Source organism: Pontixanthobacter sp. (assembly GCF_049682855.1).
Classification (GTDB): Bacteria; Pseudomonadota; Alphaproteobacteria; order Sphingomonadales; family Sphingomonadaceae; genus Pontixanthobacter.
Window position 1 is genome coordinate 41,761 of record NZ_JBAUIK010000013.1, and the last position, 19,446, is coordinate 61,206.

A 19,446-nucleotide genomic window follows, 5' to 3' on the forward strand; every position below is an offset into this window, starting at 1 on the left:
GAAACAGTGCGGGTTTGCGCGCCGCTATGATCCGTCCATTGCTGCTAACCGGCACCGCGGCCCTTGCCCTTACCGCATGCATCAGAGCGGGCGCACCGCCGGCAAGCACCGAACCCCAAGACGCATTCTGGGCGGCGCTTTCCTCGCATTGCGGCAATGCGTATGAGGGCCGCCTTGCCAGCAATGATGCCGCTGATGCCAATATGGCGGGTAGCGCGATGGTGATGCATGTCCGCGAATGCAGCGATACGGCGATTTCGGTGCCGTTCCATATCCAGCAGGCCGGCGGCGAATGGGACCGGTCGCGCACGTGGGTTTTGACCAGAACGGATAGCGGCCCCGATACTGGCCCCGATACTGGCATCCGCCTGAAACATGATCACCGGCATCAGGACGGGCAGCCTGACGCAGTGACCATGTATGGCGGCGATACGGCGACCAAAGGCACTGCCACGGCGCAGGATTTCCCCGTGGACCAATTCAGCATCGATATGTTCAAACGCGAGGGGTTGGATGTGTCGGTCACCAATGTCTGGCGTATCGAGGTTGATCCGGCCGATGCGGCAGGCGCTGAGTTTGCCTATCAGCTTACTCGCACGGTCGAAGGCGGCGCGCCGCAGCCGCGCTTTTTCCGCGTCGAGTTTAACCTCACCAAACCCGTCGATCCGCCGCCCCCGCCGTGGGGCTTTTGATCCGCGCGTTGCAGCAATTTCCGCAGGATTAGAGTGACGCTTGGGTGACAAAGGTGACACCGCGTCACTCTGATCGTTTCTTCCCAAACCTCTGATATAGAACGCATTTTAAGGTTTCTGCCCAAAGTGACGGACAGGGAATAGGGGCAAGAGTTAAGGCGGGGGCTAAGGCGTTTCGATGGTTAAACATGAGCGGGCCGTAACGTGCCCACTGCGTGTAGGACAGCGCCACGATACCACCATGCCACTCCTTGCCGCCGCTGCATCCTGCTGGCACATAATCACCATGCCCAAATGGACGCCCCGCAATACGGACCGCGCGCAAAAATTGCGCCGTGAAGCTACGCCTGCAGAGCGTGCCCTGTGGGTGTATTTGAGCCGGTCGGGCTTGGGTGTGCGGTTTAACCGGCAAATGCCCGCCGGTCCGTTCTTCGCCGATTTCCTGTGTCGCAAATTGAAGCTGGTGATTGAGCTGGACGGCCACTCGCATGATATTGATCCGCAGCGCGATGTGCGGCGTGACCGTTGGCTGCAAGATCACGGCTATACCGTGCTGCATTTCACCAATGATGATGTGCGTAATAATATCGAAGGCGTTGTCACCGCGATCAAACTAGAAGTCGAGCGCCTAAAATCTCTCCCGCCTGCGGGAGGGAAGCGAGACTTATCCGAGCCATCGGATTAGTCGCAGCAGGGTGGGCAAAAGCGCGAGATATAAGATAGGCGCCAACGCGAAAACTAGGACCAAGCCAATGCCCACCCCTAACCCCTCCCGTAAACGGTAGGGGGATAAGAATGGCGGTATTTATGGATACGGACACAACGCAGCGCTCCAACGCGCCGTCCTGTCAGAAAGAGCGGAATATCCCCGCTTCCTCTCTGCCACTGGGCGAAGGGGACATCTCTCTGCCTTTCCCCCTCCCGCCTGCGGGAGGGCACATCTACTGGCTTCTCCCCTCCCGCCTGCGGGAGGGGCCGGGGGTGGGCCTCCACCATCAAAACATCAGCACTAATATTCGTAAATATTAGCTGCACTCATGGTAGTATGTTTACTAGTTCGTTCCGTCTTTTGAAACTTTTGCGGCATCTGTAATTGCTTTGATCAGAGCATCAACATCAATAGGCGCTTTAACGTTGTGAGGTTCGATTTCCCCTCCAAAATAACGATCTGTCAACCTGTCCCTAATCGCTGATTTTTGATCATTCGGAAGCAATTCGATAAAGGGACCCAAAGTAGTAAGTTCAAGTTCACGCTGTTTCGCGATATCCGCATTGGTTCTATGCCGTGCAGACTCTCTTGCAGTATAAAAAGCTGGGAGCGTAACGGCGAGCCCGGTCGCTACTCTGGCAACTAGAGACTGCCAACTTTCAGCGAGAACAACCTCTTTGCTGAAGGCTATACCAAAGGCATAAATCATATAGTTTGAAACTATGATCAGCAGACCAAAGGCAAATAATCCAACAGTTACTGTCCTGAAAAAATCAGCCTTACCAGTCTCCTTGCTTGCTCGATCTGCATAAGTCCCTGTTGTCAGCAGGTCGCCAACAGATTGGACAATACCGGAAGCTTCATCTTTTTTTGCCTCTAGGTCTCCTACTAAACTTTTACCGCTATTACGAAAACCTTGGAGAGCCGACTGAAGCGACTTCTCTTTCTTCTTAACGAAGTCCGCTAGCTGCCGCTCAACTTCAGCAAGCGTTGCTTGAGCATCATTTGTCTGTTTTTCGACGCGAGCTATGTCCGATTTCTTTAGGTCGGAGATTGCTGTGTCATTCTCAGCTTTCCGTTCTTGGATTTCTGCCGAAAACGATACTAGCTTTTCGCTCTCAGCACCTATCGTCTCAAGCAATTTTTCTAGTTTATCGTTTAGTTCAGACGTCCTATTCTTTAGCTCAGAATTGGCATCTCTTGCTTTTTTTCTATAAGATTCTAGGGCAGCTTCTGTTCGCGGATGTACTTCGAATCCTATTGGAAGTAGGTTTCGAAGTGAAGGTGTAGCAGTGTGATCAATGTGGGTTCTCGCGTTGTCGATATGCGCCGCATTACCATTAGAAATAAATGCGTTCAGTTCGTTTTGAACGTTGGAAAATGCATTCTCAAGGTCGTTGAGCGCGCTGATGTTGATTGGCTCTCCGCCGAGCTTTGACAACGATAATTGCGTACTTCGCGCTACGGAGAAAATACGATCAATAGCATAAACATGAGGTGGCTGGATACCAAAGTGCTCTTGACCTAGTTCCTTTCGCCCCTCGAATTTAAGAAGGCTATTAAGAATCTCAATTAGCGGATGCCCTTCAAGTGGCTTGTAGCGTGCCACTCACCTCACTCCGCCGCAACAGCCCCTTCGTTGCCAGCATCACCAAACAACCCCGGGCCATCATCGACAACGTCGTTTGCCTCATCGCCGGCACCGGCTTTGTTGCGGTTGTCGAAGCTGGACCAGACATCTTGCCAGCTGCCTTTGGTCGCGCCTTTGGAATATTCGGTGGCGCGGGTTTCGAAGAAGTTGGCGTGTTCCACACCGTTCAGCAGCGGGGCGAGCCACGGCAGCGGGTGGTCTTCCACCATATAGACTTGCGGCAGGCCCAATTGGCCCAGGCGCCAATCGGCGATATAACGCACGTAACGCTTGATCTCTTTCGCGGTCATGCCCGGTACCGGGCCTTCCTCAAACGCCAGATCAATAAAGGCGTCTTCCATGCGGACGACTTTCTGGCAGCAATCAATAATGTCTTCCTTAACCGCCTTGGTCAGGCAGCCGCGTTCTTCGTTAAAGGCGTGGAACATGCGGATGATGCCTTCGCAGTGGAGGCTTTCATCGCGCACCGACCAGCTGACGATCTGGCCCATGCCTTTCATCTTGTTGAAGCGCGGGAAGTTCATCAGCATGGCGAAGCTGGCGAACAATTGCAGCCCTTCGGTAAAGCCGCCGAACATTGCCAGCGTGCGGCTGATATCTTCATCGCTATCGACGCCGAATTCCTGCAGATAATCATGCTTGGCTTTCATTTCCTCATATTCGAGGAACATGCCATATTCGCTTTCAGGCATGCCAATCGTGTCGAGCAAGTGCGAGTATGCCGCGATGTGCACGGTTTCCATATTGGAAAACGCGGCGAGCATCATCTTGATCTCGGTCGGCTTGAACACGCGGCCATATTTTTCGTGATAGCAATCCTGCACCTCGATATCGGCCTGAGTGAAGAAGCGGAAGATCTGCGTGAGCAGGTTACGCTCATGATCGGTCAGGTTTTGCGCCCAGTCGCGGCAATCCTCCCCCAGCGGCACTTCTTCGGGCATCCAGTGGATTTGCTGCTGGCGTTTCCAGAAGTCATAGGCCCACGGATATTCAAATGGCTTGTAGGTCTTGCGGGCTTCGGTCAACGACATGTAGTATCTCCGTGGGGGCTTGATCAGCTATCCCTTGTACAGAATCAGATTTGGGAATCGAGAGCAAGTGCAAAGATTGCACGTGGATAAGTGACCCAGAGATAATGCCCGTGCCGCGCCTGTATCAGGAGCTGTGCGGATTCGGGCAACAGCCAATATGTCTGAATTACTTTTCACCCGATATTGGCTGGTCCGGCAAACCTATGTGATCTTCCAAGTAACATCCCCGCTATAACACTGGCGCTATATCACCATCGCCAGACCGACCGTCAGCAAGGTCGCGATCACCGGAACTGCCACGGTGATAATACCGATATCCCGATAGGCCTGCCGGTGCGTGAGGCCGGTGATCTGCAGCAGCACAATCACCGCGCCGCAATGGGGCAGACTGTCAAATCCGCCGCTCGCCATAGCGACCAGCCGGTGCAGCTCCTGCGGGTCGATACCCATCGCCAGATAGGGGTCCGCCAGCGTCGCCATGAATATCTGCAACCCGCCCGAAGAGGATCCGGTAATGCCAGACACCGTGCTAGCGGCGGCAAACACCGACAGCAGCGGCGGCAAATCCGCGCCGACAATGGCCTGCGTAAACAGCGCAAAGCCCGATGTCTGCGCCACTACGCCGCCAAAACCGATCACGGCAGAGGTTGCCATGAGCGGGATGATGGCATCCTGTGTTCCCTCACCCATTAATTTCAGCGGCACGCGGCGCGCGGCGGGGAACAGCGCAATGGCCGCCAGGCTGCCACCGATCAGCGCGATGGAGGGCCACAGGACAGACTGGCTGGCGGCAAACTGGATAATGACCAAATCCTGCCCGGCACCCACCATTGTCAGCAATCGCGGCAGCAGGATGGTTGCAATCACCAGGATGAGCGGGATCACGGCCAGTGCGGGATGCGGTACGTCCTTGGCGATGGTGCCGAAATCGGGGATCACATCGCGCGGACCGGCCACAAACCCCTCGCCCGCCGCCCGCGCCCTGATCCGTTCACGCTCCAGATAGACCATACCCAGCGCAAACATCAGCCCGCCGCCAAACAGGCCAAGGCCCGGCGCTGCAAAAAGATCAGTCCCCAGCTTGAGTGTTGGAATGACATTATGGATGGACGGCGTACCGGGCAGTGCTGTCAGCGTGAACGTTCCCGCCCCCAGCGCCGCCGCGCCGCAGAACAGCCGTTTGGGAATATCCGCCTCTTTCAGCAAGCGGAGCCCCAGCGGATACATCGCGAAAATCACCACAAACACCACCACGCCGCCATATGTAAGCAGCGCGCAGGACAGCACCGTAATCCACAGTGCCCGGTGCGCGCCCAATGCGCGGACCAGCGCCATTGAAATGCTGGTGGCGGCATGGCTTTCGCCCATCAACCGCCCGAATATGGCGCCCGCTGCAAACAGCAGGAAAAACCGCCCGGCAAAGGTAAAGGCACCCAGATCGCCGAATGCGTAGGAATTTGTCATGCTGTCGGCAAGTGGCAGAGCATTGGAAGCGATCACAACCAACGAACACAGCACCGATGCAAAAATGATATTCACATCTCGCAGCGCCAGCCAGATCAGCAGCGCCAACCCCGCCAGCAATCCCGCCATTCCAGCCATAATGCCTTCCCCCAACGTCTGTGGAGGGGATGCTTAGCGCACCTTCGGGACAAAGGCGATATGGCTGCAATCGGGCACACACACGCTGGCGCGCATGCGGGTCCGGGCGGACTTACCCGTCCGGTTTGGCAATTTTGACATCAAGCGGGGTCTGCTGGTGCTGGACGACTTGCCAGTCTTCTTCGCCCACGCGCTGCAAAGTGCTCGTGCATAACGCATCATAGTTTTCGCTGCCGCGCGATGCCTGCGCGCGGTAGGCGATCACGATCAGGCCGTGTTCGGGTTTGGCGATATGTGTGTCTGAAAATTCCACACTGTCCCACCGGGGTGTATCCTTGACCGCCTGGCGCGCGGCAGCCCCGCTAAGCAGCCACGGATCTGCCGGTAGTGCCATCACGCAGTCATCGGCGACTTTGCGGTCATAGGCATCGGCTGAACCGGTCCATAATTCAGTTTCAAATTCCCAAATACGGTCGTCATTCATGGATCACTCCTGTAAGATTGGCCGCGCAGGATCATGCGCGCTTTTCCTATCAACGCAGCAATCACGGTATGGTTCAGATTATCCGGAATTTTGCACTGCGGCAGGCGCGGTCCAGGGCCGGGCCCCTATCTTAGCAACTGGACCGTTTGCCAGACCAGAAATAACGCAATCGCGCCGCATAATGCGCCAAAGCCGCGGCCGAGCTGCGGACGTTTCTTGCCCACACCGCTCCACAAGATATAGGCGAGAACCAGCAAAAATACGATGCTGGCGGCATTAAAGACAATCTGCGAGATCATGTCGGGCCCCTATTTCCCGGTTCAATCATGCGCGGCTCTTTTTCGAACCGAAGAACGATCCGCCGCCCAGCACGGTAATGCCCAGGAAGAACCCGAAATCATACCAGCCGCCTGTGTTGGGAACGGCATAAACCGCGATATCGGGGCTGAACAGCGATCCGATGAACGACCACGGGAAGATAAAACCGTGCCACATGCCCCACAGAAAACCGGGCGTGCCCGCATCCCCCGCTACTCCCGCATCAATCTGCGAGGCGCACGCGGAGAGCGTCAGCAATAACAGCAATGCCGCCGCCCTGTCGCCATAGCGGCGCGCAGGGGCAGGTGCAGTTTTACGCTCCGCCAAAACCGACTATACCGATCAGCACAAACAGCACGGCAGCGACCACGAACAGGATGGCTGTCACGCGGCCCAGTTTAGGATCAACCAGTTGCGGCATTTTCACAAACGCCACGGCAATCGAGGCGAAAGTAATCGCCAGCAGCAGGAACAGACCGCTCAATAGATTTATCATCGCACTCTCGCTCTGCCTTCTGATCGTGATGTCATGCATCGGCCGCCATCACTGGCAGCTCAGACATTCCTCATAATCGGTTTGTTCGCCCGCACCGGCGAGTTCGAATTTGGCCGCTTCAGCGGTGTTATCCGCTTCCACGCCGCCCGCACTGGCACCGGCGAAACCGGCGCGCTGGATTGATTTGGAACGCAGATAATAGAGCGATTTGATGCCCTGTTCCCATGCGCGGAAGTGCAGCATCATCAGGTCCCATTTATCGACATCGGCCGGAATAAACAGATTGAGGCTCTGCGCCTGATCGATGAAGGGCGCGCGGTCGGCGGCATATTCGAGCAGGTATCGCTGATCGACCTCGAAGCTGGTTTTGAACGTCGCTTTCTCTTCCTCATTGAGGAAATCGAGATGCGCGACACTGCCGCCATTTTCAAGAATCGAATTCCACACATTGGTTGAATCCTTGCTCTTGTTACGCAGCAATTTTTCCAGATACGGGTTCTTCACGATAAAGCTGCCCGACAGGGTTTTATGCGTGTAGATATTCGCCGGAATCGGTTCGATACAGGCGGAGGTGCCGCCGCAGATGATCGAAATCGACGCCGTCGGGGCAATCGCCATTTTGCAGCTGAACCGCTCCATCGCGCCCATCTCTTCCGCATCGGGGCACGGGCCGCGCTCATGCGCCAGCACCATGCTGGCCTCTTCCGCCTTGCCCGAAATATGCTTGAACATTTTCAGGTTCCAGACTTTCGCCATCGATCCTTCCAGAGTGATATTCTTGGATTGGAGGAAGGAGTGGAACCCCATCACGCCGAGCCCGACAGAGCGTTCGCGCATCGCGGAATATTTGGCGCGGGCCATTTCCGGCGGCGCGCGGTCAATATAGTCCTGCAGGACATTATCGAGCATCCGCATCACGTCCTCGATGAAGGTCTTGTCCTCGTGCCACTCATCCCATTTTTCAAGGTTTAGCGAAGACAGGCAGCATACCGCCGTCCGGTCATTACCAAGGTGGTCGATACCGGTTGGCAGCGTAATTTCGCTGCACAGATTCGATGTCGATACTTTGAGGCCCAGTTCGCGGTGATGTTTGGGCATCATCCGGTTCACGGTATCATTGAACACGATGTACGGCTCGCCCGTGGCCAGACGGGTCTCAACCAGTTTCTGGAACAGGCTGCGCGCATCGACCTCGCCGCGCACTTCGCCGGTTTTGGGCGAGAGCAGCTCGAACTTCTCGCCATTACGAACCGCTTCCATGAATTTATCGGTCAGCAAGACGCCGTGATGCAGATTGAGCGCCTTGCGGTTGAAATCGCCCGATGCTTTACGAATTTCGAGGAATTCCTCAATTTCGGGATGCGATACATCAAGATAACAGGCCGCTGATCCGCGCCGCAGCGATCCTTGCGAAATCGCCAGTGTCAGGCTGTCCATCACCCGTACGAACGGAATGATGCCGCTGGTTTTGCCGTTCAGGCCAACCGGCTCCCCAATGCCGCGGACATTGCCCCAATAGGTGCCAATGCCGCCGCCCTTGGACGCGAGCCAGACGTTTTCATTCCACGTATCGACAATGCCGCCAAGACTGTCGGATACCGAATTGAGATAGCAGGAAATCGGTAGGCCGCGCGACGTGCCGCCGTTGGATAATACCGGCGTTGCGGGCATGAACCACAGGCGGCTGATATAATCATACAGGCGCTGGGCATGGTCCTGATCATCGGCATAGGCATCCGCCACACGCGCAAACAGATCCTGGAAATTTTCACCGGGGAGCAAATAGCGGTCGATCAGCGTTTCTTTGCCGAAGTCGGTCAGCAGATCATCGCGGCTTTCATCGGTGGCGATGGTAAAGCGGCGGTCATTAACCTTCTTGCTGTCATCATCAGAGTTGGCCTCACCCCCAGAGCTGGCAAGCGCGCCCGCCAATGCCTCGCCCGCTTTCGCGGCAATCAGCTGTTCGCTGCCCAGATCATCATTTTCCATTGCCACTGCTACCTTTGCCGCGCGTTTCCTGGGTGCGGGTGCAGACGCTGTATCGTGCTGGACTGCCGTATCTGTTGTTTCACCGCGACCCATATCCGCATCGTCCCCGCTTCGTAATTCCATGTGTTGTCACTCACCCTAGCGATTAGAAAACGCCGGACCAGAATGGCCCGCGTTCCTGTTCCGTTCGATTCGGCGAGAGGTTTCCCGCCTAGCAGTGTTGAAGACGTCACGGGGAATTACTTATCCCGCAAATACCCCCAGCCCTGTTTGTATCTGGCAACGTCTGTATCTGGCGACGTCCCCACCCCCAACCGGCCCGAATCACAGCTGTACGAGCCGCCCGGCCCGAACTGCGTCAATACAAGGTCTAGTAGGTGCACCCGAAAGCAATACCACTAGATAGTGAATCAAGCAGGACTCTGGCGCAAGAGGGTAAATGATAATTAACCGGTTTCTGCGGGCAAAAATTTCAGTGTATTACCCTGCTGACACACAGCGACGCGGCAGAACTCCTAGGGTCTTGGCGCGCGCAAGAACCAAAATGAATCTGGGAAAAAATATTTCGCCGGAAAAGTCGTTTCCAGGGCTTTGATTCAATCGAATCGAACCGCGCAATTTTCATTCAAATCGTGCCGGTTTCGCATAACCTATTGCCGATTATACCTTTGCGAAATCAGGCGCCTTTGCATGCGCTGCGATATCGTCTGCAATAGTATCGACCAGCTCCGCCGGCAGGTCATGCCCCCAGCCCGGATAGGTTTTGATCGCCGCGCCCGGAATATGCGCGGCGGTATCCCGGCCGCCCTCCACCGGCACCAGCGGATCATCCTCGCCGTGCAGTACCAAAGTGGGGGCCGTGATAGTCCCGATCATCGCGCGGCGATCTCCATCAGCCACGATCGCAGACAGGTGCCGCGTCGGCCCCTCTGGATAGACACTGCGCTGCACGCTTTGCCTAACGCGGTCACGCAAGCGGGCCTCTTCCGCCGGATAGCCGGGGCTGCCAATGGTGCGTGCCAGTTTCACGCCGTGATCGACCAGCACTTCCTCCTCCATACTGGCGGGGCGTGTGATCAGCACTTTCATCGCTTCTTTCTTGGCCGCCGGTAGCTTCGGATTGCCCGTGGTGGAGAATACTGAGGTCAGCGACAAAGTCTTATCCGCATGCTTGACCGCAAAATGCTGCGCAATCATGCCGCCCATGCTGGCGCCGACAATATGCGCCTTTTCAATCCCCAAAGCATCGAGCAATCCTGCACCATCATCGGCCATATCGGCCAGCGTGTAGGGCACTTTAGGAGTGATCCCGAATTTGCTCAGCAAAGTCATTTTGATGAGGCCCGGCGCTTTCACCCCGTCAAATTTATGGCTGAGGCCGACATCGCGGTTATCATAACGGATCACCCGGAAACCGCGCGCCACCAGCGCCTCGACCAATTCCATCGGCCACAACGTCATTTGCGCGCCAAACCCCATAATCAGCAGCATGGGCGGCGCATTCTTGTCGCCATGCTCGTCATAATGGATGGAAATTCCGTTGGCGGTGATATCTGGCATGGCTCTTCTCCGTAGTATTTTGAAACCTAAAGACCGCATTATATCGCGCGCGACAAGAGCGAGCGCCCGATTTGCAAGATTTTTGCGAGGAAAGACTGTATGACCAGCGAGTATACATCCGGTCCATAACCAGCGTATTCCTGCCAGATCGCAGAACCGTTTCGCGGAGAATTGGGATCGATCAGCTGGCTGCTGATGGCCGCACAACTGATTATGTTCGCCGCATCTATGTGGATCGCCATCCGCGTCTTTGCCGCGGCCGATGCGCTGCAAGCACGCCATCAGGGCCTCCCCCACGCCGCTCCTGATTATCTCCGCTCTGACTAGAGCTGACCCTTTGGCCGAGCCTGCAAGCGAACCGCATTATCCGCGAAACGAGGCGATTGGAGGAGGTGCTAAATCGTCCGAATGATGAGATAAGTGTAATTGCAAGTTAGATAATTGTGATTTTCAGCTCGGCGATAATTGATTTTCTGTACTGGTTTGTTAGCATGACGTGAACTGTAAATGAGTAGGGTGTTACTGTGAAAAATTTTATTTTTATCTCTTCGCTAGCTTTGATTTTAGCAAGCTGCAGTCCAGTTAATAATACACCCCTACCTACAAGTTCAGACGACCCAGAGCTTAAGGTTATCGCAGACGGTCTATCTGAGGGCGATAAGAAACTTCTTATTGGCTATCTAATGCGCCGTGAGATGGCAAAAGCATTTGGTGGTAACGAACTCAATGATGGCGTTACGACTGTAGGTGAGGCGCTAGATGCTCAGAGGCAGTTTGCGAAAAATTTATCTGACGAGGAGAAAAGAACTGAAGAACTTAGAGTAGAGGTTGAGGCAAAAAGAAAAGCAGTCGCCACAAAAATTTCAAAGGCAGTTACGATAGCCTTTGTCGATGCTGAGTTTGTACCGAGCGACTTTAGATCGGGCCGTTACGAAGACTTTCAACGCCTAACTTTTGCAATCAAAAATATCAGTACCAAGCCTATCAAGGCGGTAAAAGGTGAAGCAGTTTTCATCGACACCTTCGGAGATGAGTATGTGCGTGTTCCAATGCAATCAGAGGACGATATATCACCTGGTGAAAGTAAGACTGTCGAGCTAGGAATGGAGATAAACAAGTTCATGGATGAACATAAAAAGGTTATGCAGCTAGATAAAAATAAGAAGTTTAGATTTGTGCCTGACCAGATTGTTTTTGGCGATGGAACAACACTCAAAGCGCCAGATTCTGTAAATTAAGGCACCAACACCGTATCGCGCGCGGCCTCCGCCGTTTCGGGATAATCGAGCGTGTAATGCAGCCCCCGGCTTTCGCGGCGTTCGAGTGCGCTTTTCACGATCAGTTCGGCGGATTGGAGCAGGTTGCGCAGTTCAATCAGATCGGTCGTTACACGGAAGGATCCGTAATAATCGGCGACTTCCTTGTTCATCATATCGATCCGGTTGCGCGCGCGTTCCAGCCGTTTGGTGGTGCGGACAATGCCGACATAATTCCACATGAAACGGCGGATTTCGGTCCAGTTCTGTTTGACGACCACTTCTTCGTCCGAATCGGTGACGCGGCTTTCATCCCATTCCCTGATCGCGGGCGGTTCCAGCAATTCATCCCACCGGCCCAGAATATCGCGCGCTGCCGCTTCGCCAAACACGAAGCATTCGAGCAGCGAATTTGATGCAAGCCGGTTGGCCCCGTGCAGGCCGCTTTCGGTCACTTCTCCCGCCGCCCACAGGCCGGGCAGATCGGTCCGCGCATCCAGCCCGACCAGCACCCCGCCGCAAGTATAATGCTGCGCCGGAACAACCGGTATCGGCCCAGTTGTCATATCAATGCCCAGCCCGATCAGCTTGTCATAAATGGTCGGGAAATGGCCCTTCACAAAGTCGGGCGATTTGTGGCTGATATCGAGATGGACATAATCGAGGCCATAGCGTTTGATCTGGTCATCGATCGCGCGCGCCACCACATCACGCGGGGCCAGCTCCATCCGCTCAGGATCGTAATCGGCCATGAAACGGTGGCCGCTTTCAGGGTGAAGCAAATGCCCGCCTTCGCCGCGAACCGCCTCGGTGATCAAGAAGTTCTTGACCTCCAGATTATACAGGCAGGTCGGGTGAAACTGCATCATTTCCATGTTGGATACCCGCGCGCCGGCGCGCCATGCCATCGCGATACCATCACCCGTCGCGCCGCGCGGCGCGGTGCTGAATTGATAGACGCGGCCTGCGCCGCCCGCCGCCAGAATGGTGGCGCGCGCGGTGTAGGCTTCGACCTCGCCAGTGGCCTGGTTCAGCGCATAAGCACCCCAGACGCGGCCCGATCCCGAATAATCCTGCCCGTTGCGGCCGGTAATCAGATCGACACAGGCGCGGCCCGCCAGCATGGTGATATTGGGATTGGCATTGGCGGCATTGAGCAGCGCCTCCTGCACCGCCCATCCGGTCGCGTCATCGACATGCACGATCCGCCGGTGCGAATGGCCCCCTTCGCGGGTCAGATGCAGATCACCCGAATCCTGGTTGAAAGGCACGCCCAGTTCGACCAGCCGCGCGATGCTGCGCGGGGCGCGCTCGATCACGAACTCGACCGTTTCCTGCCGGTTCAGCCCCGCGCCCGCGCGCATCGTGTCATGGATATGATGTTCAAACGTATCGCCCGCATCGAGCACCGCAGCGATCCCGCCCTGCGCCCAAGCGGTTGATCCGCCATCCAGCCCGCCCTTGGCCAGAACGAGCACTTTCTTATGCTCCGCCAGGGCCAGCGCGGCGGTAAGCCCGGCAGCACCCGAGCCGATAATCAGAACGTCATAATGAATAGTCATGGAAAGCCCTCATGCGCGCGTGCCGCTATTGGGGCAAGCAGCAGCTTTCTAAATCCGTTCGGCGCTGTCGCTTTCGAACAATTGCAAATCGCGGTCATGAATGCCGAAACGGTCCCAATTGGCGCGCCATTCGGCCAGATGCTCGCTGTCAAAATGGGCCTCCAGTGTAGCGCGATCACGCCAGATTTCGGTGATGTGGACCAGACCCGGCTCGATCACATCCTCGGCATAGGCGTAGCGGATGCAGCCCTCTTCCTCCAGGCTCGCCTCAATCATTTCCTGCATCGCATAACGCGCTTCATTGAGGTTTTCCGCAGGCATACGGACGGTGCCGATAACGAGTAGCATTATGCGTTCTCCGCCGTACTGGTCAGGCTGACAAATACATCTTCGAGGTCCGCCTCGCGCGTGGTTACGTCTTCCACCACTAGGCCCTGTTCCTGCAAGATCGCCAGCACTTGCCCGGCGGTCAGCTTGTCCTTGTCATAGGTGACTTCCACGCCGCGTGTCCCCGATAGTTCGGATTTCACGAAGGCGTCATGCGCAGGCGCCGCCGCCAGATCGCTGCCGACTGTTACCGCAACGATTTTCTCGCGCGCCATATCGACCATTTCGCGGGTCGGTTTGTTGGCGATCAGCTCGCCGTGATTGATAATCGCAATCCGGTCACACAATTGCTCGGCTTCTTCGAGGTAATGCGTGGTCAGCACCACAGTCACGCCGTCTGCGTTAAGTTGCTGCACCAATTCCCACAGCAGACGGCGCAGCTCCACATCCACGCCCGCTGTCGGCTCGTCCAGCACCAGAATTGGCGGCGAATGCACCATCGCTTTCGCAATCAGCAGCCGCCGTTTCATCCCGCCCGATAATGTCCGGGCATAGGCATCACGCTTATCCGCCAGATGCACAGCTTCCAGCAATTTTTCCGACCGGCGCAGGCTTTTGGCTATGCCGTAAAAGCCAGCCTGATTTTCCAGCACTTCATAGGGCGTGAAAAACGGATCGAAAACGATTTCCTGCGGCACGATACCGATCGCGCGCTTCGCATTGCGGCGCTGCTCGTCAATATCAAAACCCCAGATCTGCGCGCTGCCGCTGGTTTTGGTGACGAGGCCCGCCAGAACATTGATCAGCGTCGATTTGCCCGCACCATTGGGGCCAAGCAACCCGAATATGCCGCCTTCGGGCACATCGAAACTCACCCCTTTCAAGGCAAGCTTGCCGTCCTCACCTTTGACACCGGCATAGCGTTTCACGACATCGCGGATCTCGATTGCAGGGGGCTTGCTCATGCACAGCCCCTAAGGCGGACGGGCCGCATCCGTAAAGACCCGATCGTGGTTAGCGGCGCATTAACCATACTTTAGCGACTATCCGTTAGGCGCGAACGCATGACCCGATTGATCCACACACTGGCCGTACAGTTTACACAGCCGTTCGGCAAATTGCCCGTCCTGCCGCGCGGCACGCAGGGCAACAGGCGGGAAAGCGGGCGGGGCAGCGCGCAGGGCAGCGGCAATGATCGCGCATGCCCTAGGGTGATCAGGCCCAATGCGATGCCGCACGACACCGCATTGTTGGCGATTGGCGTGATAGCGCCGGAGTTTTTCTAGACCGTTAGAATTCCCCCTTCACGCCAAGCCGGTGCTTGCGCCGCGGGCCAATGCCAATTATCGGCTGTCCCTATGAACACCGCCCCTATGAACACCGCCCCTATGAACACCGCACCGCCAGAACTGGTCAGAACCCAAACCCGCCGCGTCAGCTGCGATGGAGCGACTGCTATTCGCGGGGGCGCGAATTATCGCCCGGCCGCGCTCGGCCATCCAAAGGTTTATCTCGAAATAGATGAACATGGTTACGTGGATTGCGGATATTGCGATCGGCGCTTTGTCCTGATTGGCGGACCAGCGGACGGTGCAGAGCAGGCAGAACTGCACGATATTTCCGAAGGTAGCGATCCGGGCCATCGTTAGACCGCAAAGCGCGGCTGGCGTTGCGTCATCCCGGCAAAGCGGGGCGGATAATCGATGCGCTGTGCCTACACTGCGCGCAGCAAGGAGTGGCTGACACTTGGGCGATATATGGCTATACCGCCGCCATGACGACACCAGACCCCCGCTCTTTCCTGTACAGCGATACCGGTTTGACCCCGGACGAGGCGCATGCGCTGACGGCGCAGACATTGTCCCGATGCGATGATGGCGAGCTGTACCTTCAATACTCTGCGGCAGAAGCGTTCACTTTTGATGATGGCCGGCTCAAAACCGCCGATTATTCGCTCGGCGGCGGATTTGGTCTGCGCGGCGTATCGGGCGCGATGACCGGCTTTGCCCATGCCAATGATATCAGCGCCGCCGCGATCCGCCGCGCGGGTGAAACGCTGCAATTGCTCGATCCTGCCCAGCAGCCAATGGCCGCGCCGCCGATGCGCGGCAACCATCGGCTCTACACCGATGCCAACCCGCTTGATGCGGTGCCGTTCGCAAAGAAAGTCGCATTGCTCGAAGCCATCGACACTGCTGCCCGCGCGCGCGATTCCAAGGTTGCACAAGTCACCGCGTCGCTATCTGCCAGTTGGAGCGTGATCGAGATTGTCCGCGCAGACGGTTTCCGTGCGACCGATATACGGCCTTTGGTGCGGCTGAATGTCGGTATCGTGGCCGAAGCGGGTGGCCGCCGCGAACGGGGTTCCTACGGGTTTGGCGGGCGTTATCTGTATGACAGATTGTTCGAGGGTGGCGAATGGAACCACGCCGTTGACGAGGCCGTGCGCCAGGCAATAGTCAATCTGGACAGCGTGGATGCCCCGGCCGGAGAAATGCCTGTGCTGCTCGCCTCCGGTTGGCCCGGGATCATTCTGCATGAAGCGGTCGGCCACGGGCTGGAAGGTGATTTCAACCGAAAAGGCACCAGCGCATTTTCCGGCAGGATCGGCAAGCGGGTGGCCGCACCCGGCGTGACAGTGGTCGATGATGGCACGCTGGAAAACCGGCGCGGATCGCTCAGCATCGATGATGAAGGCACACCAACGGAAGAAACCGTACTGATCGAGGACGGCATATTGAAAGGCTACATGCAGGACCGGCTGAATGCGCGTTTGATGGGCGTCAAACCCACTGGCAATGGCCGCCGCGAATCCTTCCAGCATGCGCCCATGCCGCGCATGACCAATACATTCATGCGCAGCGGCAATGGTGATCCGGCAGAGATGCTGGCAGGCATGAAAAGCGGCATTTTCGCCAAGAGCTTCGGCGGCGGACAGGTTGATATCGTGTCGGGCCGTTTCACGTTTTCCTGCACCGAAGCCTATCTGGTGGAAAACGGCACATTGGGTGCCCCGATCAAGGGCGCGACCCTGATTGGCGACGGGCCCAGCGTGCTGACCAAAGTGGAAGCGATCGGCAATGATATGGCGCTGGATGAAGGCATCGGCGTGTGCGGCAAAGGCGGGCAGAGCGTGCCGGCAGGTGTCGGGCAGCCGACCCTGCTGATCGGCGGATTGACCGTTGGCGGCACGGCATAGGTCCCGTGTCACGACACTCGTTCTCACCGGCGCTCATCCGCCGTTCAGGATCCGGTGTCATTGTGCATGCCATGCTACTGGCTCCGCCACAATTGCCTCCGGTTTGCGCGGCTGGGCCGCGTCTCGTTGCTGATGCCCGTGCACCGGACAGCAAGCCAATCGCGATATCTTGCCCTGAGGCAAAGCGGGCAAACCGTACCAAGCGCCGCGGCGCGGGACCTTTTGCGGGGTTGAGGGCGTTGGTTCTCTATATGGTGAGAACAAGTACCGTCAGAAAAACCGGCACAGAGCACAGACTTGGGCTGAGAGCCAATGTAGAGGAGACTATCCGATGAAAAAACACGCTTTATGGACCATCCCGCTGGCTGCGGCTGCGCTGATGGCAGCGCCCGCAATCGGCCAGGATACCGATGGCGCGGCCGGCCAGGGCATGCAGACGGAGGGTGAGATCAAGCTTGCAAAGATGCTGGAAGGCCGGGTTGCCGTGAAAGCATCAAGCTGTATCCCGCTTCGCCCGGCAGCCAATTTGACCGTGATTGACGGGACTGCGCTGGTATATCGGCAGGGCCGGACGCTGTACGTAAACGTGCCGCAAAACCCCCGTTCGCTGGACGATGATGATGCGCTGGTCACCCGCCTGTTCAGCAGCCGCCTGTGCCGCAGTGACATTGTGACCACGGTGGACCGGTTCTCCGGATTTTATACGGGAAATATTTTCCTTGGTGAGTTCATCGCCTATCGGCCCGCCGAACAAGCGAGCTGATCCCGGCGCCGGCCAATCATGACGAAGGCGCGGATGGTTCGCCCCCCCGCGCGCCCGTTACCGATAACGCCTTTTTTGCCGATCGCGTGCTGTAACAGCGTTTTTATGCCGGGGTCAGGCAGAAATCGCGTTCATCCGCTGACGGATATCGTCCGCCTCGGCCATGATCCGGTCAATCAGTTCCTTACAGCTGGGAATGTCGTTAATGAGGCCCGCGACCATGCCGCAGCTCCACGCACCGGCATCCATATCGCCGTCCATCATGATCCGCGGATAGACGCCCGCGACCTCCTCGATAATATCCTCGAATTTGAGATCCGCGCCCAGGGCTTTCTCTTTTTCGAGCAGACGCTCAACCGCATCATTGGTCATCACCCGCTCGGTATTGCGGAGCGGGCGCATTACCAGCCGCGTGTCGAGCTCGCTTGCGGCAACGATGGCGGCTTTCACATTGTCATGCACCGGCGCTTCTTTGGTGGCGATAAACCGGGTGCCCATATTCATGCCCGATGCACCCAGAGCGATGCTGGCCATCAGCGAGCGGCCATCCGCCATCCCGCCTGACGATACGAAGGGAATGTCCAGCGCGTCGGCGGCGCGCGGCAGCAGGATGAAATTGGGAACATCGTCTTCACCGGGATGGCCGCCGCATTCAAACCCGTCAACCGATACCGCATCGCAGCCAATGCTCTGTGCCTTGAGGGCATGGCGCACGCTGGTGCATTTGTGGATGACTTTCACGCCCGCTTCCTTGAAGAAAGGCAGCACCTGCGCGGGATTGTTACCCGCAGTTTCGACCGCTTTCACACCGCCTTCGATAATCGCGCGGACATAGCCGGGATAATCCGGCGCGTTGACCGTTGGCAGGAACGTCAGATTCACACCAAACGGCTTGTCGGTCATGTCGCGGCAGCGGGCGATTTCCTTGGCCAGCAATTCAGGCGTTTTTTGGGTGAGGCCGGTAATAATGCCCAGCCCGCCCGCATTGGACACCGCCGCCGCCATTTCGGCAAAGCCGACATAATGCATGCCGCCCTGGATGATCGGATGCTCGATACCAAACATGTCGGTGATGGCGGTTTTCATGGTGTCTCTCCCCTGTCTGTGTCATTTTTCCGGTCTGCGAACCATAGGCACAGGTCCGAAACCGGGCAGGTTTCACAATGCGGAGTGCGCGCTTTGCACACTCGCTTTCCGAGCTGAATGAGCCAGAAATGCCCGTCTCGCAAGGCCCATTCGGGTGAGCGTGCCTCAAGCTGCCGTGCCGTAGCGTCAGCGAGTTTGGCATCGGCCAAGCCGATCCGGTTGCAGACGCGGTGCACATGGGTATCCACCGCAATCACATCGTGCCCAAAAGTGAAAGACAGCACAATATCAGCACATTTTCGGCCGATTCCGGGCAGAGATAACAGCCCCGCGCGGGTGCCGGGCACCACGCCGCCATGCTCCGCTATCAAGCTCTCGCAAAATTTGCGGATATTGCGGGTTTTCACATTATACAGCCCGCATGGTTTGATCGCAGCCGCAATGGCGCGGTCATCCAGTTCGAGCATTGCCTCGGGCGTATGCGCCAAAGCAAACAGGGCGCGCGCGGCCTTGGCGGTATTGCGATCGAGCGATTGGGCAGACAGCATGCAGGAGATGCAAGACCGGAATGCGTCGGGCTGTCCTTTAGGCCCTTTCGCATCGGCGGTGCGTCCCGGCATGGTCTCGGCCAGTCTGCGATAGACGTTCTCGATCTCGTCAGTGCCAAGTGTACCGCGCATAACGCTACAGCGCGGTGTCAGGTCAATCGTTCCGCAGCCGC

At 57.0% G+C, this 19,446-nt stretch carries 22 protein-coding genes; 8 read left to right on the forward strand and 14 right to left on the reverse strand.

What is annotated here, in order from left to right; translation table 11 throughout:
- The first annotated feature begins 26 nt into the window (after positions 1-26).
- Together WA922_RS08705 and WA922_RS08710 are read left to right on the forward strand one after the other, a co-directional pair.
- A complete protein-coding gene (locus WA922_RS08705; protein WP_424771308.1) occupies positions 27-692 on the forward strand; it encodes a hypothetical protein in 666 nt (221 codons plus the stop codon).
- Between the two features lie 241 nt (positions 693-933).
- Positions 934-1,377, forward strand: coding sequence for an endonuclease domain-containing protein (locus WA922_RS08710; RefSeq protein ID WP_424771309.1), 444 nt, complete (start codon positions 934-936; stop codon positions 1,375-1,377).
- A 367-nt stretch (positions 1,378-1,744) separates the two neighbouring features.
- Here the strand turns inward: WA922_RS08710 and WA922_RS08715 are convergent, their stop codons facing one another.
- The 9 genes from WA922_RS08715 to WA922_RS08755 all read right to left on the reverse strand — a co-directional run bounded on the left by WA922_RS08715 (position 1,745) and on the right by WA922_RS08755 (position 10,532).
- Positions 1,745-3,010 carry a hypothetical protein gene (locus WA922_RS08715; RefSeq protein WP_424771310.1) on the reverse strand — a complete coding sequence of 422 codons (1,266 nt, stop codon included), beginning with the start codon at positions 3,008-3,010 and terminating at the stop codon, positions 1,745-1,747.
- 5 nt (positions 3,011-3,015) lie between these two features.
- Positions 3,016-4,083 (reverse strand): ribonucleotide-diphosphate reductase subunit beta, encoded by a 1,068-nt coding sequence (locus WA922_RS08720; RefSeq protein WP_424771311.1) that lies wholly within the window; start codon positions 4,081-4,083, stop codon positions 3,016-3,018.
- Positions 4,084-4,326: 243 nt separating this feature from the next.
- On the reverse strand, positions 4,327-5,685 hold the full coding sequence (locus WA922_RS08725; RefSeq protein ID WP_424771312.1) for a GntP family permease: 1,359 nt from the start codon (positions 5,683-5,685) through the stop codon (positions 4,327-4,329).
- Positions 5,686-5,797: 112 nt separating this feature from the next.
- Positions 5,798-6,169 (reverse strand): DUF4440 domain-containing protein, encoded by a 372-nt coding sequence (locus tag WA922_RS08730; RefSeq protein WP_424771313.1) that lies wholly within the window; start codon positions 6,167-6,169, stop codon positions 5,798-5,800.
- Between the two features lie 125 nt (positions 6,170-6,294).
- A complete protein-coding gene (locus WA922_RS08735) occupies positions 6,295-6,468 on the reverse strand; it encodes a hypothetical protein (protein WP_424771314.1) in 174 nt (57 codons plus the stop codon).
- 25 nt (positions 6,469-6,493) lie between these two features.
- Complete coding sequence (locus WA922_RS08740; RefSeq protein WP_424771315.1) at positions 6,494-6,814, reverse strand: hypothetical protein; 321 nt, start codon at positions 6,812-6,814, stop codon at positions 6,494-6,496.
- Positions 6,801-6,983: a hypothetical protein gene (locus tag WA922_RS08745; protein WP_424771316.1), complete on the reverse strand. Its 183-nt coding sequence runs from the start codon at positions 6,981-6,983 to the stop codon at positions 6,801-6,803. Before WA922_RS08745 ends, WA922_RS08740 begins: the two co-directional genes overlap by 14 nt.
- A 48-nt stretch (positions 6,984-7,031) precedes the next feature.
- The gene (locus WA922_RS08750; RefSeq protein WP_424771434.1) at positions 7,032-8,972 is read right to left on the reverse strand and encodes a ribonucleoside-diphosphate reductase subunit alpha; all 1,941 of its coding nucleotides are present in this window, start codon (positions 8,970-8,972) and stop codon (positions 7,032-7,034) included.
- A 660-nt stretch (positions 8,973-9,632) separates the two neighbouring features.
- On the reverse strand, positions 9,633-10,532 hold the full coding sequence (locus tag WA922_RS08755) for an alpha/beta fold hydrolase (protein WP_424771317.1): 900 nt from the start codon (positions 10,530-10,532) through the stop codon (positions 9,633-9,635).
- 147 nt (positions 10,533-10,679) lie between these two features.
- Between WA922_RS08755 and WA922_RS08760 the strand changes: the two genes are divergently transcribed.
- Positions 10,680-10,859 (forward strand): hypothetical protein, encoded by a 180-nt coding sequence (locus tag WA922_RS08760; RefSeq protein WP_424771435.1) that lies wholly within the window; start codon positions 10,680-10,682, stop codon positions 10,857-10,859.
- A 197-nt stretch (positions 10,860-11,056) separates the two neighbouring features.
- Positions 11,057-11,770: a hypothetical protein gene (locus WA922_RS08765; protein WP_424771318.1), complete on the forward strand. Its 714-nt coding sequence runs from the start codon at positions 11,057-11,059 to the stop codon at positions 11,768-11,770.
- On the opposite strand, the gene nadB is transcribed toward WA922_RS08765, so the two are convergent.
- Genes nadB through WA922_RS08780 form a run of 3 tightly spaced genes read right to left on the reverse strand, consistent with a single transcriptional unit; the run spans position 11,767 to position 14,642 of the window.
- Complete coding sequence (nadB, locus tag WA922_RS08770) at positions 11,767-13,350, reverse strand: L-aspartate oxidase (protein ID WP_424771319.1); 1,584 nt, start codon at positions 13,348-13,350, stop codon at positions 11,767-11,769. The genes WA922_RS08765 and nadB overlap by 4 nt on opposite strands.
- Positions 13,351-13,398: 48 nt before the next feature.
- Positions 13,399-13,698: a putative quinol monooxygenase gene (locus WA922_RS08775; RefSeq protein ID WP_424771320.1), complete on the reverse strand. Its 300-nt coding sequence runs from the start codon at positions 13,696-13,698 to the stop codon at positions 13,399-13,401.
- Complete coding sequence (locus WA922_RS08780; protein WP_424771321.1) at positions 13,698-14,642, reverse strand: ABC transporter ATP-binding protein; 945 nt, start codon at positions 14,640-14,642, stop codon at positions 13,698-13,700. Before WA922_RS08780 ends, WA922_RS08775 begins: the two co-directional genes overlap by 1 nt.
- Before the next feature lie 99 nt (positions 14,643-14,741).
- Between WA922_RS08780 and WA922_RS08785 the strand changes: the two genes are divergently transcribed.
- From WA922_RS08785 to WA922_RS08800, 4 genes are all read left to right on the forward strand, one after another.
- Positions 14,742-14,963 carry a hypothetical protein gene (locus WA922_RS08785; protein WP_424771322.1) on the forward strand — a complete coding sequence of 74 codons (222 nt, stop codon included), beginning with the start codon at positions 14,742-14,744 and terminating at the stop codon, positions 14,961-14,963.
- A gap of 102 nt (positions 14,964-15,065) precedes the next feature.
- A complete protein-coding gene (locus WA922_RS08790; protein ID WP_424771436.1) occupies positions 15,066-15,326 on the forward strand; it encodes a zinc-finger domain-containing protein in 261 nt (86 codons plus the stop codon).
- 125 nt (positions 15,327-15,451) lie between these two features.
- Entirely contained in the window at positions 15,452-16,876 is a 1,425-nt protein-coding gene (tldD, locus tag WA922_RS08795) for a metalloprotease TldD (protein ID WP_424771323.1), read from the forward strand.
- 331 nt (positions 16,877-17,207) lie between these two features.
- Positions 17,208-17,639 (forward strand): hypothetical protein, encoded by a 432-nt coding sequence (locus tag WA922_RS08800; protein WP_424771324.1) that lies wholly within the window; start codon positions 17,208-17,210, stop codon positions 17,637-17,639.
- 114 nt (positions 17,640-17,753) lie between these two features.
- On the opposite strand, the gene WA922_RS08805 is transcribed toward WA922_RS08800, so the two are convergent.
- Both WA922_RS08805 and WA922_RS08810 read right to left on the reverse strand, forming a co-directional pair.
- Positions 17,754-18,725: an NAD(P)H-dependent flavin oxidoreductase gene (locus WA922_RS08805; protein ID WP_424771325.1), complete on the reverse strand. Its 972-nt coding sequence runs from the start codon at positions 18,723-18,725 to the stop codon at positions 17,754-17,756.
- Positions 18,722-19,405 carry an endonuclease III domain-containing protein gene (locus WA922_RS08810; RefSeq protein ID WP_424771326.1) on the reverse strand — a complete coding sequence of 228 codons (684 nt, stop codon included), beginning with the start codon at positions 19,403-19,405 and terminating at the stop codon, positions 18,722-18,724. Before WA922_RS08810 ends, WA922_RS08805 begins: the two co-directional genes overlap by 4 nt.
- Between the last annotated feature and the right edge of the window lie 41 nt (positions 19,406-19,446).